This is a genomic window from Novosphingobium sp. SL115 (genome assembly GCF_026672515.1).
Classification (GTDB): domain Bacteria; phylum Pseudomonadota; class Alphaproteobacteria; order Sphingomonadales; family Sphingomonadaceae; genus Novosphingobium.
In genome coordinates this window covers 231,261-255,405 of sequence record NZ_JAPPRG010000002.1, presented here as the reverse complement: position 1 = coordinate 255,405, position 24,145 = coordinate 231,261, and the positions used below count along the sequence as shown (strand labels likewise).

Below are 24,145 nucleotides of genomic sequence, written 5' to 3'. Positions count from 1 at the left end.
CCGCCCCGGCAATGGTGCTATCACCATCAGGAAACGCAAAGCCGCCGATGCTGATCGGGGGCACAAGACACAGGACCAGTGGCAACCCATGAGCACCGCCGTCTTCACACCCAAGTTCATCAGCTTCGACTGCTACGGCACGCTGACCCGCTTCCGCATGACCGAAATGGCAACGGCATTCTATGCTGATCGCCTGCCCGCCGCAGCGCTCCCCAAGTTCTGCAAGGACTGGAGTGCCTATCGCCTTGACGAAGTGCTGGGCGCATGGAAGCCTTATCGCGAAATCATTCGCAATTCGCTGGAGCGCACGTCCAAGAAGTGGGGTGTGGAATATCGCGAAGCCGATGCCGACGCGGTTTACGAAGCCGTGCCGACCTGGGGGCCTCACGATGATGTGGCAGGTGGCCTGTCGAAAATCTGCGACGAAATCCCGCTGGTTATCCTCTCCAACGCTATGAACAGCCAGATCATGTCCAACGTCGGGATGTTGGGCGCAACTTTCCACAAGGTCTGCACGGCCGAAAGCGCGCAGGCTTACAAGCCGCGCATGCAGGCGTTCGAATATATGTTCGACCAGATCGGTATGGGGCCAGAGGTCGGGATGCACGTTTCGTCCAGCTTCCGTTACGATCAGAACACCGCCACCGACCTTGGCTTTGGCTGCCGCGTCTTCGTGGGCCGTGGGCATGAGCCGTCGAACGGTAACTATCGCGACGTTGAAATCCCGCACATCGGCGCGCTGCCTGCCGTGGTCGGCCTCTGATCCGATGGCTGCGCCGCAGTCCCTCTCTTACTGGCAGGCCAGCACCCCGCCTTTCGCCGCTGGCGAACAGGGCCGGGTTGAGGGGGACTGCGACGTGGCCATCATCGGCGGCGGCTTTACCGGCCTTTCCGCCGCACTCGCGCTGGCGCGTGAAGGTGCAAGCGTTGTCCTGCTGGAAGCGGGGCGCGTTGCAGGCGCGGCTTCGGGGCGCAACGGGGGCCAGTGCAACGCTGGCACCGCGCACGATTTCGGCGCGCTGGCAGCGGGCCATGGCGTCGATCTGGCGCGCAAATGGTATCAGGCCCACGTCGATGCGGTGGAAGCCGTAGGCCGCATTGCACAGCGCGAAGGTATCGACTGCGATTTTACCCGGTGCGGCCGTGCCAAACTGGCTGCGAAGCCCGAACATTTTCCCAAGCTGGAAGCTGCCCATGCACTGCTGCTGAGGGAAGTGGACCCCAATGTCCTGCTGATCGGACCTGACGAGCTTTCGTCCGAAATCAACGCCCAAGGCTTCCACGGCGCACTGGTGCAAACCACCAGCGCGCAATTGCATCCCGGCAAGTTCGGCTCCGGCCTGGCGCAGGCTGCGGTCCGGGCTGGCGCGCGCATCTGGGAAAGCGCTCCGGTTGATATGCTGGATCGTTCAGGCAGAGGCTGGAAGCTGGGCACCCCGCGCGGTTCGCTGCGGGCAAAGCAGGTGCTGGTCGCCACCGGCGGCAACAGCCCTTATGCCCCGTTCGGCTGGTTCCGCCGCCGTATTGTGACCGTGGGCAGCTTCGTGATCGCGACCGAGCCTTTGCCTGCCGACCTTGCCGCGCACCTGTTCCCCACCCGGCGGAACTATGTGACCAGCCGGATCATCGGCAACTATTTCCGCCTCACCGCCGACAACCGCCTGATCTTCGGTGGCCGCGCCCGCTTTGCGCTGTCGAACCCCGCATCCGATGCGAAATCCGGCGCGGTGCTTGAGGCGAAGATGCGCGAACTTTTCCCTGACCTTGCTGGCGTGCGCGTCGATGCCTGCTGGGGCGGGGCGATTGACTTGACCGCCGACCGCCTGCCCCGCGCGGGCGAGCATGAGGGGCTGTTCTATGCCATGGGCTATAGCGGCCATGGCGTGCAGATGGCCACCGCCATGGGCGAAAACATGGCAAAGGTCATGGGCGGCGATGCAGCGGCCAATCCTTTTGCAGACCTTTCATGGCCCGCCATTCCCGGCCATCTTGGCAAGCCGTGGTTCCTGCCGATGGTAGGAGCATGGTATCGTCTTCAGGACTGGCTGCACTGATGGACCTGACCCGCCGCTCCCTTATCGGCTCCAGCCTTGCCGTTGCAGGCGGGCTGGCCCTGCCCACCGGTACGGTCAACGCGGCCCCCCGGCGCGGCGGCTCTATCCGCGTGGCGACGCAGGGCACCGGCACCAGCGACACGCTGGACCCTGCCAAGGGCGCGCTGGCCACCGACTATATCCGCCACTTCATGCTCTACAGCGGGCTGACGGTGACGGGGGCTGACATGATCGCCCGGCCCAAGCTGGCGGAAAGCTTTTCCAGCGCAGACCGGATAACATGGCATTTCACCCTGCGCCGGGGCGTGCGCTTTCACGATGGGCGCGAACTGAACAGCGCGGACGTGGTATGGTCGCTGCGCCGCCATGCCGACCCCGCGCTGGGATCGAAAATGGCGACCATCGCCAGACAGTTTGCCGATGTGCGCGCCGATGGCCGTTATGGCGTGGTCATCCGCCTGAACGGGGCCAATGCCGATCTTCCCGCCATCCTGTCGCAATCGCACTTTCTGATCGTCCGCGATGGTGAAAAGAAGCCTGCGGGCAACGGCACTGGCCCGTTCCGGTTGGCGCAGTTTCAGCCCGGTGTGCGCACTGTGGTCACCCGCAACGATGAATACTTCATCCCCGGCAAGGCCTGGCTCGACCGGATCGAACTGATCGGCATTCCCGATGAGGTCAGCCGTGTGAACGCGCTGCTGGCAGGCGATGTGCAACTGGTCATGGCGCTAAACCCGCGTTCGACCAAGCGCATCGACGCATCGGCTGCGCACCGTGTTCTGGCCACGCCGTCTGCGCTCTATACCAACCTCATCATGCGGCAGGATCACCTGCCCACCGGCAATCCCGATTTCGTGATGGCGATCAAGCACCTGATCGACCGCCCGTTGATAAAGCGCGCGCTGTTCCGCAATTACGCCACCATCGCCAACGATCACCCGATCCCGCCGTTTCACCCTTATTTCAACCCGCATATCCCCCAGACCCAGCTCGATCTCGACAAGGCGAAATGGCATCTGGGGCGCAGCGGGCTGAAGGGCGTGCGCCTGCCGGTCTATGCCACGCCCGCTGCCGAAGGTTCGGTCGACATGGCTTCCATCCTTCAGGAATATGGCGCGCGCGTCGGGCTGGAACTGGCGGTAAACCGCGTGCCTGCAGATGGCTACTGGTCAACCCACTGGATGAAGCACCCGATGGGCTTCGGCAACACCAACCCGCGCCCCACGGCGGATCTGGTGTTCAGCCTGTTTTACAAATCCGATGCCGACTGGAACGAAAGCGGCTGGAAGAACGAACGCTTCGACCGCCTCTTGATCGAAGCACGCGGATCGACCGATGAAGCCCTGCGCCGCGAAATGTATGGCGAGATGCAGGTTCTGGCCAACCGCCATTGCGGCACCGCCATTCCGGTGTTCATCACCCTGATCGACGGGTTTGACCGGCGTCTGGGCGGCCTCACCTCGGTTCCGCTGGGCGGGCTGATGGGGTATCAATTTGCCGAACATGTCTGGTGGAACGCCTGATGGCCGCCGCTGCTGCTCCCCGCTCTGTCCTGCCCGGCCTGTTCCGCCTGCTGGCCAAACGCCTTGCCTCTTCACTGTTGACGCTACTGCTGGTGTCGGCAGTGATCTTCACCATTTCCGGCCTGCTGCCCGGCGATGCCGCACAGGAAACGCTGGGGCAAAGCGCCACGCCTGAACAGGTTGCCGCGCTGCGCCATGAAATGGGCCTCGATCGTCCTGCCTTCACCCGCTACGTCGAATGGCTGGGGGCCATCGTTCAGGGCGATCCCGGCCAGTCGCTGGTTGCAAACATGCCGGTGCGCGAAGTGATTTCCGCCCGCCTGCCCAATTCGCTGATGCTGGCGGGCTTCACCGCGCTTGTTTCGGTCCCGCTCGCGCTGGCCATCGGCATCGCGTCCGCCATCAATCGGGGCGGGCGGCTGGACCGCGCGCTCAACATCTTCACCCTGTCTGCCGTTGCCGTGCCGGAGTTTCTGGTCGCCACGCTGGGCGTGCTGGTCTTCTCGGTAAAGCTGCTGTGGCTGCCATCCATCGCGCTGGTCAGTGATGAAGCCAGCCTGTGGGATACGCTGCGGTCCTGCGCGCTGCCGGTGATGTCGCTGACCGTGGTAGTCGTGGCGCAGATGGCGCGGATGACGCGCGCCGCCGTGGCTGACCAGCTTGACCGGCCCTATGTCGAAATGGCGCGGCTGAAGGGTCTGCCGTTCCGCCGCGTGGTGCTGGTCCATGTCATGCCCAATGCCATCGGTCCCATCGTCAATGCGGTGGCGCTGTCGCTGTCCTATCTGATGGGCGGGGCGATCATCGTCGAGACGATCTTCAACTTTCCCGGCCTTGCCAGCCTGATGGTCAATGCCGTGACCAGCCGCGACATGCCGCTGCTTCAGGCCTGCGCGATGATCTTCTGCGGGATATACCTCGCGCTCGTCCTGGTGGCCGATGTCGTGGCGATCCTCGCCAACCCAAGGCTGCGCGCGCAATGAGCCGCTTTTCCGCTTTCGCCCGGCAGATGCCGCTTTCGGGCCGTATCGGTCTTGGCTTGGTGCTGTTCTGGCTGGCCGCCGCCATTGTCGGCCCGCTGCTCGCGCCTTACCCGGTGGGGGCTTTCGTCGATTACGAAGTGTTCTCCGGCCTGTCGTCGCGCTTTCTGCTGGGCAGTGATTATCTGGGCCGCGATGTGCTCAGCCGCCTGCTGTGGGGCGCGCGCTACACCGTGTTTCTGGGGGCAGGCGCTGCCTTGCTCGCCAGCATGACCGGCACTGCGCTGGCACTCACCGCCTCGGTCCGGGGCGGCTGGATGGATGAAGTGCTGTCACGCGCAATGGATACGCTCATCTCCATCCCGTCCAAGATCTTCGCGCTGGTCATGGTCGCCGCTTTCGGCTCCTCGCTGGGCCTGCTGCTGGCGATCACCGCCATCACCTATGTCCCCGGCAATTTCCGCATCGCCCGCGCGCTGGCGATGAACGTGGTCGCGCTTGATTTCGTCACCGTGGCCCGTGCGCGTGGCGAAGGTGCGGTGCATATCGCCCTGCGCGAGGTGCTGCCCAACATGCTCCACCCGCTGCTGGCCGATTTCGGCCTGCGCTTCGTGTTCATCGTGCTGCTGCTGTCGGGCCTGTCGTTCCTTGGCCTTGGCGTGCAGCCGCCCCATGCCGACCTTGGCTCATTGGTGCGTGAAAACATCTCAGGCATCACCGAAGGCGCGCCCGCCATCATCGTGCCCGCCATCGCCATCGCCACGCTGACAGTAGGCGCGAACTTGCTGATCGACGCGCTCAAGCCGGTGGAGAACAAGGCATGAGTGCGCCGGAAACCAGCCACGTCGAAGTTCAGAACCTGCGCATCAGCGTTGGCGACAAGGCCATTGTCGATGGCGTCTCGTTTGAAATCCCGCGCGGGCAAGTGCTGGCACTGATCGGCGAATCCGGCTCCGGCAAGACCACCATCGCTCTGTCGTTGATGGGCCACGCCCGCTTCGGCGCGCGGATTGAAGGCGTGGTGCGCCTTGGCGAAACCCGCGTCGATCAGTTGGACGAGGCTGGCCTCCAACACTTGCGCGGCCGCCGCGTGGCCTATGTTGCGCAAAGCGCCGCATCCGCTTTCAACCCGTCGCGCACCATCATGGCGCAGGTCATCGAACCGCTGCTGGTTCACGGTCTTGCCACCAAAGCCGAAGCACAAGCCAAGGCGGTTGCGCTGTTCAAGGCGCTCGCCCTGCCATTTGCCGACACTATCGGCGCGCTTTACCCGCACCAGCTTTCAGGCGGACAGCTTCAGCGCCTGATGGCCGCCATGGCGCTCATCACCAGCCCTGAACTGGTTATTCTGGACGAACCCACCACCGCGCTCGACGTCACCACACAGGTCGAAGTGCTCAAAGCCTTCAAGGCCGCCATCGGCGCGGTCGGCGCAACCGCCATCTATGTCAGCCACGATCTGGCCGTCGTCGCACAGATGGCCGATCGCATCCTCGTGCTCAATCAGGGCAAGACCCGCGAACAGGGCGAAGCGGCGCAAATCCTCCACGCCCCGCAGGACGATTACACCCGCACCCTGATGGCCGCTGCCCGCCCCCATGCGCGGGCTGCATCCACTCCGGCGCAGGAAACCGCGCCGTTGCTAAAGGTCGAAGGCGTCAATGCCTCTTACGGCAAAGTCCCTGTTCTGCGCGACATTTCGCTCACTCTGGCAAAGGGTGCGACGCTGGGCGTGATTGGCGAAAGCGGGTCGGGCAAATCCACGCTTGCCCGTGTGATTGCCGGGCTGCTGCCACGCAGCGCAGGCTCGGTCAGCGTCGATGGCGAAGAACTGCCGCTGGGCCTCGAAGGGCGCAGCCGCGAACAGTTCCGCCGCGTGCAGCTTGTTTTCCAGAACGCTGATACCGCGCTCAACCCGGTCCACACCGTCGGGCAGACCATTGCCCGTCCGCTGGCGTTTTATCACGGGTTGAAAGGCGCTGAAGCCAGCGCCGAAGTCGCTCGCCTGCTCGATCTGATCCGGCTGCCTGTCGCTTTGGCGGACCGCAATGTGCGCCAGCTGTCCGGCGGACAGAAGCAGCGCGTCAACCTTGCCCGCGCGCTGGCTGCGCGGCCCGAAGTGCTGCTGTGCGATGAAGTGACTTCCGCGCTCGATACCGTGGTGGGCGCGGCGATCCTTGAACTGATTGACGATCTGCGCCGCGATCTTGGTATCGCCACTGTGTTCATTAGCCACGATATTTCCACCGTCCGCGCCTTCTGTGACAAGGTTCTGGTGCTTTATGGCGGCACGGCGGTTGAACAGGCTGATGCTGGCGGCTTCGCGCGCGGACCGCACCATCCCTATACCAATCTGCTCATGGCCTCGGTGCCCGAAATGCGCGCCGGGTGGCTGGAACAAGCGCATCCCGGCGTGCCGGTTCTGCCGGGGCAGGGCGGCGATGATCTTTGCCGCTTCCTTGGCCGCTGCCCGGTGGCCCTGCGCGGCGCATGCAATGCCGAAACACCGCCCTTACGGCGGGATGACGATCTTGCGCTGCTGTGCCATCACGATATCGCTAACTTAAGGGAACTGACCACATGACCGGCCGCTTCCGCCGCCTTGACGAAACAGGCCGCGCCCCGGTGCGTCTGACGGTCGATGGCAGCGAAATTACCGCGCTTGAAGGCGACACGCTAATGGTTGCCATGCTGTCCAGCGGCATTGCCCTGCGCAGCGCGGAATTTGGCCCTGAACGTCGCGCCGGTTTCTGCCTGATGGGCGCATGTCAGGATTGCTGGGTGCGTGATGATGCAGGCAACACCCTGCGCGCCTGCTCCACCGAAGTTGCCAGCGGCATGACCATCACCACCCAGCCGCTAACGGCTGACTGGTCGGTCGCACCATGACCGCTGAAGTCATTATCGTCGGCGCAGGTCCCGCCGGGGTGCGCGCGGCGGAAACGTTGGTAAAGGCAGGCGTTCGCCCCGTCGTGATCGACGAAGGCCGTCGTTCGGGCGGGCAGATCTATCGCCGCCAGCCTGAAGGCTTCAAACGTACCTACGATGCCCTTTACGGCACCGAAGCCGCCCGTGCGCGGGCCATACACGACACGTTCGACGCGCTTCAGGGCAGCATCGACTATCGCCCCGAAACGCTGGTCTGGAACGTCGCGGAAAGCCGCGTGTGGACCGCCCGAGCGGGCGAAACCCAAGCCATTCCCTACAAGGCGCTGATCGTCTGCTCCGGCGCAACCGATCGCCTGGCCCCCGTTCCCGGCTGGCAGCTTGCCGGGTGCTATTCGCTGGGCGGATCGCAAGTGGCGTTGAAGGCGCAGGCCTGTGCCATTGGCGGCGCGGTGGTGTTCATGGGGTCCGGCCCGCTGCTTTACCTCGTCGCCTCGCAATATGTGAACGCCGGGGCGAATGTCGTGGCCGTGCTCGATACGTCACCCTTCATGGGCCGGGTAAAGGCCTTGCCCAAGCTGGCCGAACAGCCTGACCTGCTGGTGCAGGGCATGAAGCTGACCTTCGGCCTCAAGCGCGCGGGCGTTACCGTGCTGTCAGGCATAACCCCGGTCAAAATCGAAGGCGATCCCGAAACCGGGGTTTCCGGCCTCACCGTCCGCACATCGGGCGGCACCTTGCGCCACTTCGCCTGCGATGCGGTGGCCATGGGCTGGCATTTGCGCCCCGAAACCCAGATTGCCGATCTGGCCCGTGCCAGTTTCGCCTTTGATGCCCCCACCCGCCAGTGGCTGCCGCAGATCGATGCCGATGGCCGCGCCACGTCGCCCGCGCTCTATCTTGCCGGTGATGGCGCCAAAGTGCTGGGCGCCCGCAGCGCAGAGGTAACCGGCGAACTGGCCGCCATGGCCGCGCTGGCCGACATGGGTCATGCTGTCGATGCAGACCGCCGCCGTCACCTTCTGGCCGAGAAGGCGCACTACACCCGCTTTGCCGCTGGTCTTGCGCAGGCCTTCCCATGGCCGCACCAGTTCGTCGCGGATACGGCTGGTAGCACCGTGGTCTGCCGCTGCGAAGGCGTTACTGCCGCTACCCTTCGCGCCAGTGTCAGCACCGCCCACGCCACCGAAACCAACCGTGCCAAGGCATTCAGCCGCGTCGGCATGGGGCGCTGTCAGGGTCGCTATTGCGGCAATGCCTCGGCGGAAATCGTCTCGGCCTTGCGCGGTGAACCGGTGGAATGCGCTGGCCGCCTGCGCGGTCAGGCTCCGGTAAAGCCCATCCTTGTTGCCACCCAAAGGACTGACGCATGACTGCGCCTGAAATGACCGCTGACGTCGCGATCATCGGCGGCGGGTTGATGGGCTGTTCCGCCGCGTTCTTTCTGCGCCGGCGCGGGCTCTCGGTGATCCTGCTGGAAACCGATAAGGTGGGGCGGCAGGCCAGTGGCACCAACTTCGGCAATGTGCGCCGTCAGGGCCGCCCGATCTTCCAGCTACCGCTTGCCAACCGCGCCAGCCGGATCTGGCGGCAGGCGAATGACCTTCTCGGCAGTGATGTGGAATACCTGCAAAACGGACACATCCGCGTCGCCTTCCGCGAACGCCCTGAGAACGTGGGCAAGATGGAAGAATACGCTGCGCAGGCACGCGAAGAAGGCCTCGATCTGGAATTGCTGTCAGGCAATGCCTTGCGGCAGCGCTTTCCATGGCTTGGCCCCGATGTCCTGGCCGGTTCCTATTCCGCGCTGGACGGCCACGCCAACCCGCGCCTTGCCGCGCCTGCCTTTGCCCGCGCGGCCATGAAACTGGGCGCGGCGGTGGTTGAAGACACCAAGATCGTCCACGCCGCCAAGCAGGGTGAGGATTTCGTGCTGGAAGCCGCCGATGGCCGCCGCTTCCGTGCGCCCAACCTTTTGGTCACCGCAGGCGCGTGGGCGGGCAAGATCGTCCGCCAGTTCGACGAACCGGTGAACCTTACCCCGCGCGCACCCACGATGAGCGTGACCGAACCGGTCCCCTATTCCATCCTTCCTGCGGTCGGTGTGATGACCCCGGACGAAGTGGAAACCGTCTACTTCCGGCAGGTCGCGCGCGGCAATGTCATCCTTGGCGGCTCTACCCGCGCGCCGTCCTACCCGGATGAATACCGCGCTTATGTCATGCCGCAGAACACCATGACCCAGTTCCAGCACTTGTGCCGTCTCGCGCCCGCGCTGGCGAAACTTCAGGTCATCCGCGTGTGGTCAGGCATCGAAGGCTATACCGATGACAGTCTGCCGGTGATGGGACCAAGCGCTGCCGTCCCCGGCCTGTTCTACGCCTTCGGCTTCTCCGGCTCCGGCTTTCAGATCGGTCCCGGCGTGGGCGAAACCATGGCCGAAATCATCGCCACCGGCACCACCGACATCCCGATCGACGCTTATTCGATCCGGCGCTTTGCCTGAACCCATCCTCCCCATTTGCGCCAGTGGCAAAAACGGGGAGGATCAAACCTCGCTCATGTCTGGATCAGAGCGGTTTTCACCTTGCACGATGCCAGATAGGCGTCGCGCCCCAGGTCCTTGCCCACGCCTGATTGTTTGAACCCGCCCGTCGGCAGGATGAAATCGTCTGACCGGCCATAGCGGTTGACCCAGATCGTCCCGGCTTCAAGGCTGCGCACCGCCCGCAGCGCACGCGAAATGTCGCTGGTGTGGACGCCTGCGGCAAGGCCATAGCGCGTTCCATTGGCCAGCGCATAAGCCTCGTCCTCGTCGGCAAAAGACTGCACTGTCAGCACTGGGCCAAAGATTTCGCCCTGCACCGCTTCGCTGTCTGCCGCCACGCCCGCCAGCAGGGTGGGCTGGTAATAGCTGCCCGCCTGCGGGGCAGTCGCGCGCCCGCCGCCGATCACTGCTTCGGCCCCGGCAGCCCGCGCGCGCTGCACCATGCCGTCGATGGTTGCCAACTGCCCTTCGGAAATGATCGGACCCATCGTGGTGCCCCCATCCCATGTCGTGCCCAGCGTATGTGCGTTGAAGGCGGCGCTGATGCGGTCAACCACTTCGTCGCGCGCCTTTTCATGCACCAGCAGGCGCGATCCCGCCACGCAGACCTGCCCGGCATTCAGCGTGATCGCCCGCGCCACCAGCGCCGATGCCTTGGCCAGATCGGCGTCGGCAAAGACCAGTTGCGGGCTTTTGCCGCCCAGTTCCAGCGTCGAAGGCTTTGGCCCGGTCTGCGCGCAGGCCGCCATGATGGCCTGCCCGGTACGGGTTGATCCGGTGAAGCTGACCTTGCCCACCCGCTCATGCCGCACCAGCGCATCCCCGATGTCCGCGCCGCCGCCCTGAACCACGTTGAACACGCCTGCCGGTATCCCCGCCGCAATGGCCAGTTCAGCCAGACGCACTACCGAAAACGGGGTGAGTTCCGACGGCTTAAGCACAACCGCATTGCCCGCCGCCAGTGCCGGACCCAGCTTCCATGCCGCCATCACCAGCGGCAGGTTCCACGGCGCAATCGCGCCCACAACGCCATAAGGTTCGGTCAGGGTGAAGCCCAGCTTGTCGGGCGTGGTCGCGCCAATTTCGCCGCCATGCTTGTCGGCAAATTCGGCGAAAAAGCGGATGCATTCGGCGGTATAGGGCAAATCCCACGCGCGAATCTCGGCCATGGTGCGGCTTGATCCCACGGCTTCCAGCGGGGCCAGATAGTCTGCATCGGCTTCGATCAGATCGGCCCAGCGGCGCAACAGCCGCATCCGCCCACGCGGCTCCATCGTGCCCCATCCGCTGGCTTTCTGCGCATGAGCGGCATTCTCTACTGCCTCGGCAAGTTGCGTGGCGTCGGCTGACCGCAATTCGCCCAGCAATCCGCCGTCCGAAGGGCGTAGCACGTCAAAGCAGCGACCCTGCCCAAGAACGGCCTTGCCCCCAATGAAATTGGCGTTGAGAGCGGGGCGGATCAGGGCGGGATCGAACGCGGTCATGGGCTTTTCCATCTTGCAGGTTGTCGCGGCAGTCTATGCCGTGGCTTGCGCAATACTGTGGGCAAAGCCGGGCGATGCTGCGCGATATTGTTCTGAATATATCGCAAAACCGGCACCTCATGTTGATGGGCGCTGGCTAGACCAAACCTGTGAAAGGCGCATCCCCCGTGCGCTGCGGAAAGACCGTTTCAGGAGCGTGCAATGGCATTGCAGGAAGTGGAGCAGATCGTGCTGCGCGACATGACGGGCGAGGACATCCACGCCGCCGCCGAACTTTCGTTCGAACAGCAATGGCCGCACCGCGAAGAAGACTGGACGCTGTTCCTGTCGCTGGGTGAAGGCATCGTGGCCGAAATGGACGGCAAGGTTGTCGGCACCATCATGGGTTGGCGATTTGGCGAAAACTTCGCCACGCTGGGCATGGTCATCGTCACCAATGCGGTGCAGGGCAGGGGCGTCGGGCGTCAGCTGATGGACGCCATGCTGAAGCGGCTGGAAGGCCGCACCGTGCTGCTCAACGCCACGGCTGAAGGTCTGCCGCTCTATCGCAAATTGGGCTTTGTCGAACTCGGCACCGTCTGCCAGCATCAGGCATCGGCCCCGGTTGTGCCGCTGGTCGAACTGCGCCCCGGTGAGCGGGTCCGCCCGATGGGCGCGGCTGATGGCGAAGCGCTTGAAGAACTTTACGCACAGGCGACCGGCATGGACCGCAAGGCCCTGCTCGATGCGCTCCTGCCCGATAGCAGCGCGGTCGTGCTGTGCCGCGAACACGAACAGACCGGCTTTGCCCTGCTGCGCCGCTTTGGTCGGGGCTGGGCCATTGCCCCGGTCATCGCGCCCGATCTTGGCGGAGCCAAGGCGCTTATCACCCACTGGCTGGGCACGCAGACCGGCAGTTTCTGCCGCATCGACATTGCCGAAGAAAGCGGTCTTGGGAACTGGCTGGCCGATCTTGGCCTGCCCGAAGTGGGCCGCGTTACCCGCATGGCGCTGGGACCGGCACCGGTTCCGGGTGATGCCGCCGCAACCTTCGCTCTTGCAGCACAGGCACTTGGTTGATGGCTCTTATCCTGAATGATCCCACCCTGTTGCGTCAGGCCGCGTTGATTGGCGGCGAATGGGTGTCCGCTGGCCTTCCCGCCCTCGAAGTGGTCGATCCGGCCACGGGTGACGTGCTGGGCACCGTGCCCGATTGCGGCACCGCGCAGGCCGATGCCGCGATTGCCGCCGCCGATGCATCGTGGCCCGAATGGCGCCGCCGCACTGCGGGTGAACGGGCCGCCTTGCTGGAAGCATGGCACGCGCTGGTGCTGGCCAATGTCGATGATCTTGCCCGGATCATGACCGCCGAACAGGGCAAGCCCTTTGCCGAAGCGCAGGGCGAAATCCGCTATGCCGCTACGTTCATCAAATGGTTTGCCGAAGAAGGCCGCCGTGTGGGCGGGCGCAACATTCCGTCGCCCGAACGTGACCGCCGCATCATCGTAATGACCGAACCTGTCGGTGTTTCGGCCGCGATTGCGCCGTGGAACTTCCCTGCCGCGATGATTACCCGCAAATGCGCGCCAGCTCTTGCCGCCGGGTGCCCGGTGGTCATCAAACCATCGGAAATGACGCCGTTCACCGCTTTGGCGCTAATCGAACTCGCCCTGCGCGCGGGCTTCCCCAAGGGCACGATCAACGTGCTGACCGGCATGCCGCAGGCCATCGGCGCGGCCATCACCGCAAGTCCCGTGGTGCGCAAGCTGTCGTTCACCGGCTCCACCCGCGTCGGCGCGCTACTGATGCGGCAAAGCGCGGACACGATCAAACGGCTTAGCCTTGAACTGGGCGGCAATGCCCCGCTGATCGTGTTCGATGATGCCGATCTTGATCTGGCGGTAAAGGCGGCCATGGCGTCGAAGTTCCGCAATGCAGGCCAGACTTGCGTTTGCGCCAACCGCCTTCTGGTTCATGCGCCCATTTATGACGAATTTGCCGCGCGGCTTGGCGCGGCGGTCAGCGCGCTTCACGTTGCGCCCGGCATGGACGCGGATTCGACCACCGGCCCGCTCATCAACCGCGCTGCGGCAGACAAGGTTTCGGCCCATATCGAAGACGCACTGGCCAAAGGCGGCAAAGTGCTGTTTTCCGGCACGGGCCGCGAAGACGGCAATTTCCTGCGCCCGTTGGTGATCGGCGATGCCAATTCCGACATGCGCCTTGCCAGCGAAGAAACCTTCGGTCCCATCGCCCCGCTGTTCCGGTTTGAAACCGAGGATGAGGCGGTCACGCTGGCCAACGACACGCCCTATGGCCTTGCCAGCTATTTCTACACATCGGGCCTTGATCGCGCGTTCCGCGTGGCAGAGGCGCTGGAAGCGGGCATGGTCGCGCTCAACACCGGCTCCATCGCCATGGAAATGGCCCCGTTCGGCGGGATCAAGCAATCCGGCCTTGGTCGCGAAGGCGGGCTTGCGGGCATCGAGGAATATCTGGAAACCAAGGCCTTCCACATCGGCGGCCTGAAAATCTGATTTGGGGGGAACCATGAACAGCAACACCCGGAAGCATTCCATCGCAGTCATCCCCGGCGATGGCATCGGCAAGGAAGTCATGCCCGAAGGCATGCGCATTCTGGAAAAGGCCGCATCGCTTTATGGCTTTGAAATCCAGCAGAAGTGGCACGATTTTGCCTGCTGCGATTACTATGCCCGTCACGGCAAGATGATGCCTGATAACTGGAAGGAAGAGATCGGCCGCCCCGATGCGATCTTCTTCGGCGCGGTGGGCTGGCCCGACACCGTGCCCGATCATATCTCGCTGTGGGGATCGTTGCTGCAATTCCGCCGCGAATACGACCAGTATGTCAACTTGCGACCGGTGCGGTTGATGCCCGGTGTGCCATGCCCGCTTGCAGGCCGCGAACCTGGCGATATCGATTTTTGGGTGGTGCGTGAAAATACCGAGGGCGAATATTCCTCGGTCGGCGGCATCATGTTCCCCAATACCGACCGCGAAATCGTCATTCAGGAAACGGTGATGACGCGCATCGGTGTCGACCGCGTGCTGCGCTACGCCTTCGATCTCGCGCAAAAGCGTGATCGCAAGCACCTGACCAGCGCCACCAAGTCCAACGGCATTGCCATCACCATGCCCTATTGGGACCAGCGCGTCGAAGCCATCGGGGCGGAATATCCCGATGTCACCCATGACAAGTATCACATCGACATCCTGACCGCGCAGTTCGTGCTCAACCCGGATCGCTTCGACGTGGTCGTCGGCTCCAACCTGTTCGGCGATATTCTGTCCGACCTTGGCCCAGCCTGCACCGGCACCATCGGCGTTGCGCCATCGGGCAATATCAACCCCGAAGGCACGCACCCGTCGCTGTTCGAACCGGTCCACGGTTCTGCGCCCGATATCGCCGGGCAGAACATCGCTAACCCGGTCGGCCAGATCTGGTCGGCGGCGATGATGCTGGAACATCTGGGTGAAGCAGAAGCTGCCGCCGCAATCATGCGCGCGGTCGAACAGGTGCTGGCGACCCCATCGGCCCGCACCCGCGACCTGAAGGGCGCGGCCAGCACCGAAGCGTGCGGCAAGGCGATTGCCGAAGCATTGGGGTGAAGCTGAAAAGGGCGCGGCATAAAATGCTGCGCCCTGCCGCCCGAACGCCCCCAAGTCCCCCATTCACCCCTGCATTCGGCCAAACCCGCTCTTGTGCGCGGCATAGGCTCGCTCCATTGATGCCACTATGGACGAGCCGCGATGAACAGCCTTTCGAACCGTTCCCTGGTCGATATTGACCGCGATCACCTGATCCACTCGGTCACTTCGTTCCGTGGGCATGAACAGCATGGTGCCATCGTGCTGGAATCGGGCGAAGGCATGTGGCTGACCGATGCCAACGGTAACCGCATTCTCGATGCCTTCGCCGGGCTGTGGTGCGTCAACGTCGGCTATGGGCAGGATTCCATCGTCGAAGCCGCGGCGCAGCAGATGCGCCGCCTGCCTTATGCCACCGGCTATTTCCATTTCGCCAGCGAACCCGCCATCCGCCTTGCGGGCGAACTGACCGCCGCCGCGCCCGATGGCCTCGACCATGTGTTCTTCACCCAAGGCGGGTCTGACGCGGTGGACAGCGCCATCCGCTATATCGTCCACTACTGGAACGCTGCTGGAAAGCCCGACAAGAAGCACTTCATCGCGCTGGAATGGGGCTACCACGGATCAAGCAGCCTTGGGGCTGGCCTCACCGCGCTGGGCAACTTCCACCGCAATTTCGATCTGCCGCGCCCATGGCAGCACCACATCGCCTCGCCCTATCCCTATCGCCACCCTGAAGGGGATGACGACGCGGCGGTAATCGCCTCCACCGTCGCCGCGCTGGAAGCCAAAGTGGCCGAACCTGGGCGCGGACAACGTCGCGGCATTCTGCTGCGAACCCATTCAGGGGTCGGGCGGCGTGATCGTTCCCCCGCGCGGCTGGCTGAAGGCCCTGCGCGAAGCCTGCACCCGTCTTGGCATCCTGATGCTGGTCGATGAAGTCATCACCGGCTTTGGCCGCACCGGCCCGCTGTTCGCCTGCGAGGAAGAAGGCGTCTCGCCCGATTTCCTCACCACGGCCAAGGGCCTGACGTCCGGCTATATCCCCATGGGCGCAATGTTCATGGCCGATCACGTCTATCATACCATTGCTGATGGCGCTGCGCCGTCGCTGCCCATCGGCCACGGCCAGACCTATTCGGGCCACCCCGTCGCCGCCGCCGTCGCGCTGGAAGTGCTGCGTCTTTACCGGGAAGGTGGCCTGCTGGAAAACGGCCGCAAGACTGGCGAACGCTTTGCTCAGCACATGGAACGCATCCGCGCCCATCCGCTGGTGGGTGACACCCGCTATCGCGGCATGCTGGGCGCCATCGAACTCACGCCTGACAAGGCGACCAAGGCCACCTTCGATCCGGCGCTCGACATTGGCGGTCGCCTGTCAAAGCTGACTTATGGCAACGGCGTGATCGTGCGCTGCTTCGCCAATGCAGTGCTGGGCTTCGCGCCCGCGCTGTGCTGCACGCTGGACGAGATGGACATGATCTTCGATCGCGTCGAACGCTCGCTCGATCAGCTTCTCGGACAACCCGATATCCGCGCAGCCGTTTCGGCTGGCGTCGCCTGATACCAAGGGGGAGATAGACGCCATGCTGCCCGGACCCAAGCTCGACAGGATTGACCTCAAGATCCTCGCCAAGCTCCAGCAGGAGGGGCGGATCACCAACGTCGAATTGGCCGATGCTGTCGGCCTCTCCCCCAGCCCTTGCCTGACGCGGGTAAAGCGGCTGGAAAAGGCCGGCTACATCACCGGCTATGGCGCGCACGTAAACCTCAACAAACTGGGCGAATTCCTCACCGTCTTCACCGAAGTCACGCTTAGCGAACACCGCCGGGGTGATTTCAGCCGCTTTGAAACCCGCATCGCCAAGATCGACGAAATCGTCGAATGTCATCTGGTTTCGGGCGGTTACGACTACCTGCTCAAATTCGTCGCGCGCGGGGTTTCACACTACCAGTCGATTATCGAAGGCATGCTGGAAAGCGACTACGGCATCGAAAAATACTTCAGCTACGTCGTCATCAAATCGCCCTTCATCAAACACCACTTCCCGATCCAGAACCTGTTCGGCCAAACCCACACCTGAAAATCGTGAGACTTGCATGACCACCATCGCTGAAATCCTGCCCGATCTGGTCGCCCTGCGCCGCGATATTCACGCCCACCCCGAACTCGGTTTTTGCGAACACCGCACCGCCGCGCGCATCGCAGAAGAACTGCGGTCATACGGTATCGAAGTGCATGAAGGCATCGGCACCACCGGCCTTGTCGGCGTGCTGAAAGGCAAGCGCGAAGGCACCGGCAGCGTCGGCCTGCGCGCCGATATGGACGCACTGCCCATTCACGAGGCGACCAATCTGCCCTGGGCCAGCAAGACCCCCGGCACGTTCCACGGCTGCGGCCACGATGGCCATGTGGCGATGCTGCTGGGCGCGGCGCGCGTGCTGGCGGCGGACCCGGACTTTGCCGGAACCGTAAACTTCATCTTCCAGCCCGCCGAAGAAGGGCAGGGCGGCGCGCGCGTGATGGTGGAAGAAGGCCTGTTCGACCGCTTCCCCTGCGATCGTGTCTATGCCCTGCACAACTGGCCCGGCCTGCCCGCCGGCACCATCAGCACCCGCCCCGGCGCAATCATGGGCGCGGCAGACAAGTTCCGCATTACTGTCACCGGCAAGGGCGGCCACGCCGCCATCCCGCAGGACAGCCCCGACGCCATCCTCGCCGCCGCGTCGCTGGTGCAACAACTCAACACCATCGTCGCCCGCGCCGTGCCGCCTTATGCCGCCGCCGTCCTTTCGATCACCGAAATCCACGGCGGCCACGCCCACAACGTCATCCCGGCAGATGTCACGGTCGGCGGCACCGTCCGCACGTTCGATCCCGCCGTGCAGGACCGCATCGAAGAACGCATGCGCGCCATGCTGAAAGGCATCGAATCCAGCTTCGAAGTGCAATGCGCGCTGGATTACGACCGCTATTATCCCGCCACCATCAACGATCCGCAGGCGGCTGCCGATGCGCTGGAAGTCGCCGCCACGGTGGCAAAAGCCGAACTCGCCCCAGAACCCGCGCCGACGTCCGAAGACTTCTCCTTCATGCTGCAACAGCGCCCCGGCGCCTATATCTGGCTGGGCCAGGGCACCCAGAACCACGCCGCCCCGCTCCATAACCCGCAGTATGATTTCAACGACACGGTCATGGAAACCGGCATCCGCCTGCATGTGGCGCTGGCGCGGCATTGGCTGGGGTAAGTGGGCAGCCAACATTCCTGTTACGAAGCCATTGAGGACGTTGCCTGCATCAAAAAACACAACACCTTCGTCGCCCCGTGCTTGACACGGGGCTTGGCTATCTTTTGACGCCGCCGTGTGGCGCTGCAATCGCCGGATGCCATTGATCCCAAAGGTCCAGCCAATCGGGACTGTCCGCCTCGATCAGAGCGAATTTCCACACCCGCCGGAACAGATCAGAGGTGACGCCAACATACACACCGCCACGAGAGCGGTTTGCCATGATATAGACCCAACCGCCCTTTTCCATCGGGGTTTAGTGCAAAACATAAGGTAGCAAGGAAAGCCAAGCCCCGTGTCAAGCACGGGGCGACGGGTATTTTGTTCGAGGAATTGCCCACTCCACTAAAACCACATCCGCACCCCAACCACGGCGCTAACCTGCGAAGCCGTTTCGCCGTCCGCCCGCGCCAGTTGTGCCGTCTCGCCCAGCTTTCGTTCCCAATGCACGCCCACATAAGGCGCGAACTCGCGGGCGAATTCATACCGCAACCGCGCGCCCAGCTCGACTTTCTCGAACCCAGCGCCAATGCCCAATTCCGGCACGTCCTGCGCCGCCGCGTCGATCTCGACTGAAGGTTGCAGGATCAGCCGCTGGGTCAGCCGCATGTCGTGTTCGGCCTCAAGCCGGAAATGCACATCGCCCTTGTTCGAGACAAAGGCATGTGCCCCCACTTCGAACCAGTAGGGGGCCAGCCCCTCGATCCCGATCACGCCATAGGTGCGGTCCGGGCCATGGCCAAAGTCCTGCCGCGCGCCCAGTTCAAAGTTCCACCACGGGTCCAGCGCATGACGCCATGCGGCACGCACTTCGCCGGTTTCCAGCGCTTCGCCAAACGCGCCTTCGCCTTCGGTTTCAAACGAAAGCCGGTCAATATCGCCGCCCACCCAGCCCATGACCTGCCAGGCAAAGCCGTCCTTGCCGTTGCGCGGGCGATATTCCAGCCGGTCGGCGATCAGGGCATTGCCATAAAACCGGCCTTCCTTTGAAAGATCGGCCCGTGCCTGCGCCATGCGCGCCTTGTCCCAGAACGCATCGGCGGGATGATCGGTCGGCACGGGCGGCACCGGGGCATTGCCCACCTCGTCATTGGTAACAGGGGCCGCGCCGTGGCCTGCATGGGCAGAATGATCGGCCTGTTCCGGGTTGGCCTCAACGGGCGCAGCGTCATCGGCAGGCATTTGGTGCATGGAATGGTCCATGCCCTGCATCGCGTCCATATCGTGCCCGGCATGCGGGTCTTGCGCGTCCTGCGCAAAGGCGGGACCGGCAACGGCCAGCGCTACGCCTGCCAACAGTGTCATGCGAAGCGCGCTCATGCCGCACCTCCCGGCGCGCGCACCGTGACAACGCGCATCATCCCGGCGTGCATGTGCAGCAGCATGTGGCAGTGGAAGGCCCAGTCGCCTTCGGCGTCGGCGGTCAGGTCAAAGCTGCATTTGCCGCCCGGCAGCACGTTGACGGTGTGCTTGCGCGGCCGGTTGCCCGGCTCGCCCGTCACCAGTTCAAAGAAGTGACCGTGCAGGTGGATGGGGTGGGGCATCATGGTGTGGTTGATAAGGTTCACCCGCACCCGCTCGCCCGTGCGGAACGGGATCGGCTGCGCCCCGTCCGAAATCGTCTCGCCATCGATGGACCACATATAGCGTTCCATGTTGGCGGTCAGGTTCACGTCGATCTGGCGGGTGGGCTTGCGGGGGTCGGGGTTCGGCTCGCGCGAACGCAGGTCGGCATAAGTCAGCACGCGGTGGTCCACATTTTCCAGCCCGGTCGGCCGGTCGGCCAGCCGGTCTGCGGGCATGGGCGAAATCGTTGCCACCCCCGGCCCCGGCTTGACGCCCGGCGCAAGGCTCAGGTCGCGCATCTTCATCGAATGCCCGGCCATCGATTCATTGGCAGGCTGCGACAGGTCAATCTCGCCACCTTGCCCCATGTCCATCCCGCTCATGTCCATGCCCATGTCGCGCATGGTCAGCACAGGGCGCTTGCGCACAGGCGGCACGGGGCCTGCCATGCCAATCTGCGGGGCCAGTGTCGCGCGGACAAGGCCCGACCGGTCAATCGCCTCGGCAATGATGCCAAACGCCGTCGCCTCGGTGGGCTGGACGATAACGTCATAAGCCTCGGCAATGGCGATCTGGATTTCGTCGGTTTCTACAGGCTGCACGTTGCAGCCATCGGCGGCCACCACTGTCATCGGCAGGCCGGGAATGCGCAAGTTGAAGTTGGTCATGGCCGACGCATTGATGATGCGCAGCTTCACCCGCTCGCCCGGTGCAAACAGCGCGGTCCAGTTGGCTTCGCTGTCGTGGCCATTGATAAGGAACGAATATGTCGCGCCGGTCACGTCCGAAATGTCGGTCGCATCCATGCGCATCTTGGCCCATTCCATGCGTTCTTTCAGGCTCTGGTCCTTGCCCGCCAGCAATCCGCCCACGGTCTGGCGCTGCCAGTTGTAGTAGCCGCCCATGGTCTTCAGCTTTTTCATCTGGGCGTGGGGGTCGACCGGGCTCCAGTCGGCCAGCATCAGCACATATTCACGGTCGAACGGCGCGGCGGTGTCAGGCTTTGCCGGGTCGATCACGATAGGGCCATACAGCCCTACCGCTTCCTGCATACCCGAATGCGAATGATACCAGAACGTGCCCGAATGCAGCAGCGGGAACTCATAGGTGAACGTCTCACCCGGATCGATGCCGGGAAACGACAGGCCGGGCACGCCGTCCATCTGGAACGGCACCAGCAGCCCGTGCCAGTGGATGGAACTCTGTTCTTTCAGATGGTTGGTCACCGCGATCTTCACGTTCTGGCCTTCGCGCAGGCGGATCAACGGGGCCGGGATGGTGCCGTTCACCGCAATCGCAGGGGCAGACCGGCGCCCCACCGAATAGCGCGCCTCGCCAATGTCCAGCTTGATGACATCGCCCGACAGCGTGCCGCCGGTGTTGTGCCCGGCCATCGGGCCAGACCCGCGAGAGTGGCCGCCATGTCCGGATTGTGCCCAAGCTGGGAACAGCGGGCTAAGGGCGAGAGCACCAGAGCCGATCAGCAGTCGGCGGCGGTCGAGAAGCAGGTTCTTGTCCATCACAGCCAATTACGCAGGACGGAGCGCTATCCCTCAAGAATTTCCGATAATTTCTGCCGCGCCCGGTAAATTCGCGTTTCCACCGCCTTTTCCGAAAGGCCCAGCACCTGGCCCGCTTCCGCCATGCTCATCCCCTCGATCCGGCACAGGATCAGCGGGTCTTTGAGATTGGCGGGCAGGGCCGCCAACGCGGCATCGATCCGCGCCAGTTCGCCGCGAGAAATGGCATCCGCTTCAGGCGTCGGCGCGGCGTCGGCCACATCGAAGGCATCGTCCAGCGGGCGGGCCATGCGGAACAAGCGCCGCACCGCCCGCCGCCGCGCCCAGTCGCGACACTTGTTGATGGCAATGCGCAGCAGCCAGGTGCGGAACGGGCGGTCTGGATCAAACCTGTTCAGCGAAGCGAACGCAGAGATGAACGTCTCTTGCGTCAGGTCGAGCGCTTCGCTTTCATCGCCGGTATGGTGGCGGGCGATGCGGAACACCGGCTCGCGATGGCGGGCCATCAGCGTGGCATAGGCGTTCTCGTGTCCCAAGAGCGCGCGTGCGACCAGTTCCGGGTCGCCTACGTCATGCTTGGGCATGTTCATGTATGTTTCAGGGACGTTCGGGTGCAGTCAGCACACGGCTGATTTCAAGGTCGAAAATCGTCTGTTGCGAAGGGGTTAGTACGGCCCGCATGGCAAATACGTGGGCAAGGGTCGCTTTTTGCAGTTCCCCCATCGCCATGTGCGAATGATCGACCGCCCCGGCCACTTTCGGGCCAATCTGGTGTTCGGTTTCAATGGCCTTGGCAAGGTCCATGTTCGATGCCCGAAGCTGGGCATCCAAAGCCTTGCGGGTATTGGAAAATTCGGCCTCCAACCGGTCAATCTTGGCCTGCTGCGCTGCTGTCAGGTCCAGCCGGTCATGCATCAACTGGTGCAGTTCGCTGCCATGGTGTCCCGGCATCCACGCCTGCGCGAAATGGCTGGCGCCAAGCGCCACGGCAGCAGACAAAACCGCCACCAGAACGTAACGTAAAGACGCGCCCATCAGTCGGCCAAAAGGTGCGAAGGCGCGCCCGATGGCACGCCGAACAGCGGCTCTGCCTGTGCAGGGGCGGCAGGGACAATCGCCCCTGCAAGGCCCACCACCGCAGCCACCGCCACGGCCATCACCATGCCCCGCCGCGCCGTAGCGCTTTCGCGCCGGGCGGACAGGCCGCGCATCACGCCCGCGTCAACATCCGCCAGTGCCGAAGGCGGCGTTCGGGCGCCCAATGCGCCAAGAAGTTCGTCAATCTGGGCCATATCGGGGTCTTGGTCCTGAATTTTCCACGCAAAGCCCATTACGCGCGCCAAAGCCAAATCCCTCAAGATAAAAATTGCGACTGAATTTGAGGGATTGCCAGATGCGCCGCGTAATGCCCATCAGATCCCAACTCCGAAAGGAACCCCCATGCGCCGTCTCGCCTTTCTTGCCGCTCCGGCCCTTGCCATGCTTGCCCTGCCGGGCGCTGCATTCGCGCATCCCAAGCTGGTGGCGTCAAACCCCGCCGCGAACACCGCCGTCGCCAAGCCGACCAAGTTGTCGCTGACCTTTTCGGAAGATCTCGTCGGCTCGCTGTCGGGCATCGAACTGGTGATGACCGGCATGCCCGGCATGGCCAACCACGCGCCCATGCCGATCAAGGGCTTCAAGACCGACGCCAAGGGCAAGGTGCTGACCATTACCTTGCCGCGCGCGCTGCCCGCAGGTTCCTATCAGTTGAAGTGGCACGCGGTTGCTGCCGATCAGCATCGCATCGAGGGCCAGTACGCCTTCACCGTGCGTTGATCTGACATGGAAACCCCCGGCCTGATCGCGTCGCGGGCGGTCGCCTATCTGGCGCTGCTGCTGCTGGCCGGGGTGCCGCTGTTCCTGCTGACCGCGCGCAAGGAGGCAAGCCTGCCCTTACGCGCGGCACTGGCGATTTTGGCGGTGACGGCGGGGCTGGCGTCGGCATGGTGGGCGCTGGAAAGCGTCGCCGCCATGGCGGGACTGCCCTTGGCCGAACTGGACCAGCAAACCGCCGAAGTCGTGCTGGCGGCAACGCCGCTGGGCGCGGTGATGGAATGGCGGTTGACCGCGCTGGTTGCGGTCATTCTGGCGACGCTGATCCCGTTGAAAGTGCTGCGCCTGCCGGTTCTGGCGCTGGCGGGCGGCGCGGCGCTGGCATCGATGGCATGGACTGGACACGCCGGGGCCAGCGATATGGCAGGCCATAGATTGGCCGATGTGGTCCACCTGCTGGCCGCAGCAACGTGGATTGGTGCGCTGGCGGTGTTTCTGGCGCAAGCCGTCGCGGGCAAGGCTGAACCTGCCACGCTTGCTGCGTTTGCCCGCACCGGCAGCGTGGTGGTGGCGCTGCTGATCCTGACAGGCTTGGTCAACACCCTGGCCATTGCCGGATGGCCCCTGCCGTTCAACAGCCGCTGGATCGCCCTGCTGGCGATCAAGCTGGCATTGTTCGGCCTGATGCTGGGCCTTGCCGCGATCAACCGCTGGCGCATCGTGCCCGCGCTGGAACGTGGCGCGCCGGACGGCGCTGCCCGTCTGCGCCGTTCCCTGCTGCTGGAAAGCGCGGCGGGGCTTGGCGTGGTGGGCGTGGTGGCGTGTCTGGGCATCCTTGATCCCGCTGCCTGAAGCCATATGGCAATAAAGATTTCCCGCACAGCCGCTTGACC

Annotated in this window: 24 protein-coding genes; 18 read left to right on the top strand and 6 right to left on the bottom strand. The window is 64.0% G+C overall.

Annotation, left to right across the window (positions count from 1 at the left end; translation table 11 throughout):
- The first annotated feature begins 88 nt into the window (after positions 1-88).
- From OVA07_RS02770 to OVA07_RS02730, 9 genes are read left to right on the top strand one after another with little or no spacing between them, the layout of a single operon-like run.
- Positions 89-763 carry a haloacid dehalogenase type II gene (locus OVA07_RS02770; protein ID WP_268169945.1) on the top strand — a complete coding sequence of 225 codons (675 nt, stop codon included), beginning with the start codon at positions 89-91 and terminating at the stop codon, positions 761-763.
- Positions 687-2,054 (top strand): NAD(P)/FAD-dependent oxidoreductase, encoded by a 1,368-nt coding sequence (locus OVA07_RS02765; RefSeq protein WP_268169944.1) that lies wholly within the window; start codon positions 687-689, stop codon positions 2,052-2,054. The genes OVA07_RS02770 and OVA07_RS02765 overlap by 77 nt, the downstream gene beginning before the upstream one ends.
- Entirely contained in the window at positions 2,024-3,577 is a 1,554-nt protein-coding gene (locus tag OVA07_RS02760; RefSeq protein ID WP_268169943.1) for an ABC transporter substrate-binding protein, read from the top strand. The genes OVA07_RS02765 and OVA07_RS02760 overlap by 31 nt, the downstream gene beginning before the upstream one ends.
- Positions 3,577-4,560, top strand: coding sequence for an ABC transporter permease (locus OVA07_RS02755; protein WP_268169942.1), 984 nt, complete (start codon positions 3,577-3,579; stop codon positions 4,558-4,560). The genes OVA07_RS02760 and OVA07_RS02755 overlap by 1 nt, the downstream gene beginning before the upstream one ends.
- Positions 4,557-5,381: an ABC transporter permease gene (locus tag OVA07_RS02750; RefSeq protein WP_268169941.1), complete on the top strand. Its 825-nt coding sequence runs from the start codon at positions 4,557-4,559 to the stop codon at positions 5,379-5,381. Before OVA07_RS02755 ends, OVA07_RS02750 begins: the two co-directional genes overlap by 4 nt.
- Positions 5,378-7,141 carry an ABC transporter ATP-binding protein gene (locus tag OVA07_RS02745; RefSeq protein WP_268169940.1) on the top strand — a complete coding sequence of 588 codons (1,764 nt, stop codon included), beginning with the start codon at positions 5,378-5,380 and terminating at the stop codon, positions 7,139-7,141. Before OVA07_RS02750 ends, OVA07_RS02745 begins: the two co-directional genes overlap by 4 nt.
- The gene (locus tag OVA07_RS02740) at positions 7,138-7,446 is read left to right on the top strand and encodes a (2Fe-2S)-binding protein (protein WP_268169939.1); all 309 of its coding nucleotides are present in this window, start codon (positions 7,138-7,140) and stop codon (positions 7,444-7,446) included. Before OVA07_RS02745 ends, OVA07_RS02740 begins: the two co-directional genes overlap by 4 nt.
- The gene (locus OVA07_RS02735) at positions 7,443-8,816 is read left to right on the top strand and encodes an FAD/NAD(P)-dependent oxidoreductase (RefSeq protein WP_268169938.1); all 1,374 of its coding nucleotides are present in this window, start codon (positions 7,443-7,445) and stop codon (positions 8,814-8,816) included. The genes OVA07_RS02740 and OVA07_RS02735 overlap by 4 nt, the downstream gene beginning before the upstream one ends.
- Positions 8,813-9,949, top strand: coding sequence for an NAD(P)/FAD-dependent oxidoreductase (locus tag OVA07_RS02730; RefSeq protein WP_268169937.1), 1,137 nt, complete (start codon positions 8,813-8,815; stop codon positions 9,947-9,949). The genes OVA07_RS02735 and OVA07_RS02730 overlap by 4 nt, the downstream gene beginning before the upstream one ends.
- A 53-nt stretch (positions 9,950-10,002) precedes the next feature.
- Here the strand turns inward: OVA07_RS02730 and OVA07_RS02725 are convergent, their stop codons facing one another.
- The gene (locus OVA07_RS02725; RefSeq protein ID WP_268169936.1) at positions 10,003-11,475 is read right to left on the bottom strand and encodes an aldehyde dehydrogenase family protein; all 1,473 of its coding nucleotides are present in this window, start codon (positions 11,473-11,475) and stop codon (positions 10,003-10,005) included.
- 201 nt (positions 11,476-11,676) lie between these two features.
- On the opposite strand from OVA07_RS02725, the gene OVA07_RS02720 reads away from it, so the two are divergent.
- The 7 genes from OVA07_RS02720 (at position 11,677) to OVA07_RS02690 (ending at position 18,312) form a co-directional block, all read left to right on the top strand.
- Entirely contained in the window at positions 11,677-12,534 is an 858-nt protein-coding gene (locus OVA07_RS02720; RefSeq protein ID WP_268169935.1) for a GNAT family N-acetyltransferase, read from the top strand.
- Positions 12,534-13,991 carry an NAD-dependent succinate-semialdehyde dehydrogenase gene (locus tag OVA07_RS02715; protein ID WP_268169934.1) on the top strand — a complete coding sequence of 486 codons (1,458 nt, stop codon included), beginning with the start codon at positions 12,534-12,536 and terminating at the stop codon, positions 13,989-13,991. The genes OVA07_RS02720 and OVA07_RS02715 overlap by 1 nt, the downstream gene beginning before the upstream one ends.
- 13 nt (positions 13,992-14,004) lie before the next feature.
- On the top strand, positions 14,005-15,084 hold the full coding sequence (locus tag OVA07_RS02710; RefSeq protein WP_268169933.1) for a tartrate dehydrogenase: 1,080 nt from the start codon (positions 14,005-14,007) through the stop codon (positions 15,082-15,084).
- Positions 15,085-15,225: 141 nt separating this feature from the next.
- Positions 15,226-16,002 carry an aminotransferase class III-fold pyridoxal phosphate-dependent enzyme gene (locus tag OVA07_RS02705; protein WP_268169932.1) on the top strand — a complete coding sequence of 259 codons (777 nt, stop codon included), beginning with the start codon at positions 15,226-15,228 and terminating at the stop codon, positions 16,000-16,002.
- Positions 15,923-16,627: an aminotransferase class III-fold pyridoxal phosphate-dependent enzyme gene (locus OVA07_RS02700; protein WP_268169931.1), complete on the top strand. Its 705-nt coding sequence runs from the start codon at positions 15,923-15,925 to the stop codon at positions 16,625-16,627. Before OVA07_RS02705 ends, OVA07_RS02700 begins: the two co-directional genes overlap by 80 nt.
- Before the next feature lie 22 nt (positions 16,628-16,649).
- Positions 16,650-17,147, top strand: a complete 498-nt coding sequence (locus OVA07_RS02695) for an Lrp/AsnC family transcriptional regulator (RefSeq protein WP_268169930.1) — start codon at positions 16,650-16,652, stop codon at positions 17,145-17,147.
- 16 nt (positions 17,148-17,163) lie between these two features.
- A complete protein-coding gene (locus tag OVA07_RS02690; RefSeq protein WP_268169929.1) occupies positions 17,164-18,312 on the top strand; it encodes a M20 aminoacylase family protein in 1,149 nt (382 codons plus the stop codon).
- 384 nt (positions 18,313-18,696) lie between these two features.
- On the opposite strand, the gene OVA07_RS02680 is transcribed toward OVA07_RS02690, so the two are convergent.
- Genes OVA07_RS02680 through OVA07_RS02660 form a run of 5 tightly spaced genes read right to left on the bottom strand, consistent with a single transcriptional unit; the run spans position 18,697 to position 22,729 of the window.
- Positions 18,697-19,671 carry a copper resistance protein B gene (locus tag OVA07_RS02680; RefSeq protein ID WP_268169927.1) on the bottom strand — a complete coding sequence of 325 codons (975 nt, stop codon included), beginning with the start codon at positions 19,669-19,671 and terminating at the stop codon, positions 18,697-18,699.
- Entirely contained in the window at positions 19,668-21,437 is a 1,770-nt protein-coding gene (locus OVA07_RS02675; RefSeq protein ID WP_268169926.1) for a copper resistance system multicopper oxidase, read from the bottom strand. The genes OVA07_RS02680 and OVA07_RS02675 overlap by 4 nt, the downstream gene beginning before the upstream one ends.
- Positions 21,438-21,463: 26 nt before the next feature.
- Positions 21,464-22,027: an RNA polymerase sigma factor gene (locus OVA07_RS02670; RefSeq protein WP_268169925.1), complete on the bottom strand. Its 564-nt coding sequence runs from the start codon at positions 22,025-22,027 to the stop codon at positions 21,464-21,466.
- Positions 22,028-22,034: 7 nt separating this feature from the next.
- Complete coding sequence (locus tag OVA07_RS02665) at positions 22,035-22,472, bottom strand: Spy/CpxP family protein refolding chaperone (protein ID WP_268169924.1); 438 nt, start codon at positions 22,470-22,472, stop codon at positions 22,035-22,037.
- Positions 22,472-22,729, bottom strand: coding sequence for a hypothetical protein (locus OVA07_RS02660; RefSeq protein WP_268169923.1), 258 nt, complete (start codon positions 22,727-22,729; stop codon positions 22,472-22,474). Before OVA07_RS02660 ends, OVA07_RS02665 begins: the two co-directional genes overlap by 1 nt.
- A gap of 148 nt (positions 22,730-22,877) precedes the next feature.
- Here OVA07_RS02660 and copC point away from each other — a divergent pair, with 148 nt between their 5' ends.
- Both copC and copD read left to right on the top strand, forming a co-directional pair.
- Complete coding sequence (gene copC / locus OVA07_RS02655; protein WP_268169922.1) at positions 22,878-23,255, top strand: copper homeostasis periplasmic binding protein CopC; 378 nt, start codon at positions 22,878-22,880, stop codon at positions 23,253-23,255.
- Between the two features lie 6 nt (positions 23,256-23,261).
- A complete protein-coding gene (gene copD, locus OVA07_RS02650; RefSeq protein ID WP_268169921.1) occupies positions 23,262-24,104 on the top strand; it encodes a copper homeostasis membrane protein CopD in 843 nt (280 codons plus the stop codon).
- Positions 24,105-24,145: the final 41 nt, after the last annotated feature.

What these genes read in the sequence shown, in the direction of transcription:
- OVA07_RS02760 (WP_268169943.1), top strand. Translation starts at nt 2,024, where the DNA reads ATGGTATCGTCTTCAGGACTGGCTGCACTGATGGACCTGACCCGCCGC.
- OVA07_RS02675 (WP_268169926.1), bottom strand. Translation starts at nt 21,437, where the DNA reads ATGGACAAGAACCTGCTTCTCGACCGCCGCCGACTGCTGATCGGCTCT.
- OVA07_RS02690 (WP_268169929.1), top strand. Translation starts at nt 17,164, where the DNA reads ATGACCACCATCGCTGAAATCCTGCCCGATCTGGTCGCCCTGCGCCGC.
- OVA07_RS02750 (WP_268169941.1), top strand. Translation starts at nt 4,557, where the DNA reads ATGAGCCGCTTTTCCGCTTTCGCCCGGCAGATGCCGCTTTCGGGCCGT.
- OVA07_RS02705 (WP_268169932.1), top strand. Translation starts at nt 15,226, where the DNA reads ATGAACAGCCTTTCGAACCGTTCCCTGGTCGATATTGACCGCGATCAC.
- copD (WP_268169921.1), top strand. Translation starts at nt 23,262, where the DNA reads ATGGAAACCCCCGGCCTGATCGCGTCGCGGGCGGTCGCCTATCTGGCG.
- OVA07_RS02740 (WP_268169939.1), top strand. Translation starts at nt 7,138, where the DNA reads ATGACCGGCCGCTTCCGCCGCCTTGACGAAACAGGCCGCGCCCCGGTG.
- OVA07_RS02695 (WP_268169930.1), top strand. Translation starts at nt 16,650, where the DNA reads ATGCTGCCCGGACCCAAGCTCGACAGGATTGACCTCAAGATCCTCGCC.
- OVA07_RS02670 (WP_268169925.1), bottom strand. Translation starts at nt 22,027, where the DNA reads ATGAACATGCCCAAGCATGACGTAGGCGACCCGGAACTGGTCGCACGC.
- OVA07_RS02770 (WP_268169945.1), top strand. Translation starts at nt 89, where the DNA reads ATGAGCACCGCCGTCTTCACACCCAAGTTCATCAGCTTCGACTGCTAC.
- OVA07_RS02745 (WP_268169940.1), top strand. Translation starts at nt 5,378, where the DNA reads ATGAGTGCGCCGGAAACCAGCCACGTCGAAGTTCAGAACCTGCGCATC.
- OVA07_RS02730 (WP_268169937.1), top strand. Translation starts at nt 8,813, where the DNA reads ATGACTGCGCCTGAAATGACCGCTGACGTCGCGATCATCGGCGGCGGG.
- OVA07_RS02660 (WP_268169923.1), bottom strand. Translation starts at nt 22,729, where the DNA reads ATGGCCCAGATTGACGAACTTCTTGGCGCATTGGGCGCCCGAACGCCG.
- OVA07_RS02755 (WP_268169942.1), top strand. Translation starts at nt 3,577, where the DNA reads ATGGCCGCCGCTGCTGCTCCCCGCTCTGTCCTGCCCGGCCTGTTCCGC.
- OVA07_RS02665 (WP_268169924.1), bottom strand. Translation starts at nt 22,472, where the DNA reads ATGGGCGCGTCTTTACGTTACGTTCTGGTGGCGGTTTTGTCTGCTGCC.
- OVA07_RS02725 (WP_268169936.1), bottom strand. Translation starts at nt 11,475, where the DNA reads ATGACCGCGTTCGATCCCGCCCTGATCCGCCCCGCTCTCAACGCCAAT.
- OVA07_RS02715 (WP_268169934.1), top strand. Translation starts at nt 12,534, where the DNA reads ATGGCTCTTATCCTGAATGATCCCACCCTGTTGCGTCAGGCCGCGTTG.
- OVA07_RS02680 (WP_268169927.1), bottom strand. Translation starts at nt 19,671, where the DNA reads ATGAGCGCGCTTCGCATGACACTGTTGGCAGGCGTAGCGCTGGCCGTT.
- copC (WP_268169922.1), top strand. Translation starts at nt 22,878, where the DNA reads ATGCGCCGTCTCGCCTTTCTTGCCGCTCCGGCCCTTGCCATGCTTGCC.
- OVA07_RS02710 (WP_268169933.1), top strand. Translation starts at nt 14,005, where the DNA reads ATGAACAGCAACACCCGGAAGCATTCCATCGCAGTCATCCCCGGCGAT.
- OVA07_RS02720 (WP_268169935.1), top strand. Translation starts at nt 11,677, where the DNA reads ATGGCATTGCAGGAAGTGGAGCAGATCGTGCTGCGCGACATGACGGGC.
- OVA07_RS02765 (WP_268169944.1), top strand. Translation starts at nt 687, where the DNA reads ATGAGCCGTCGAACGGTAACTATCGCGACGTTGAAATCCCGCACATCG.
- OVA07_RS02735 (WP_268169938.1), top strand. Translation starts at nt 7,443, where the DNA reads ATGACCGCTGAAGTCATTATCGTCGGCGCAGGTCCCGCCGGGGTGCGC.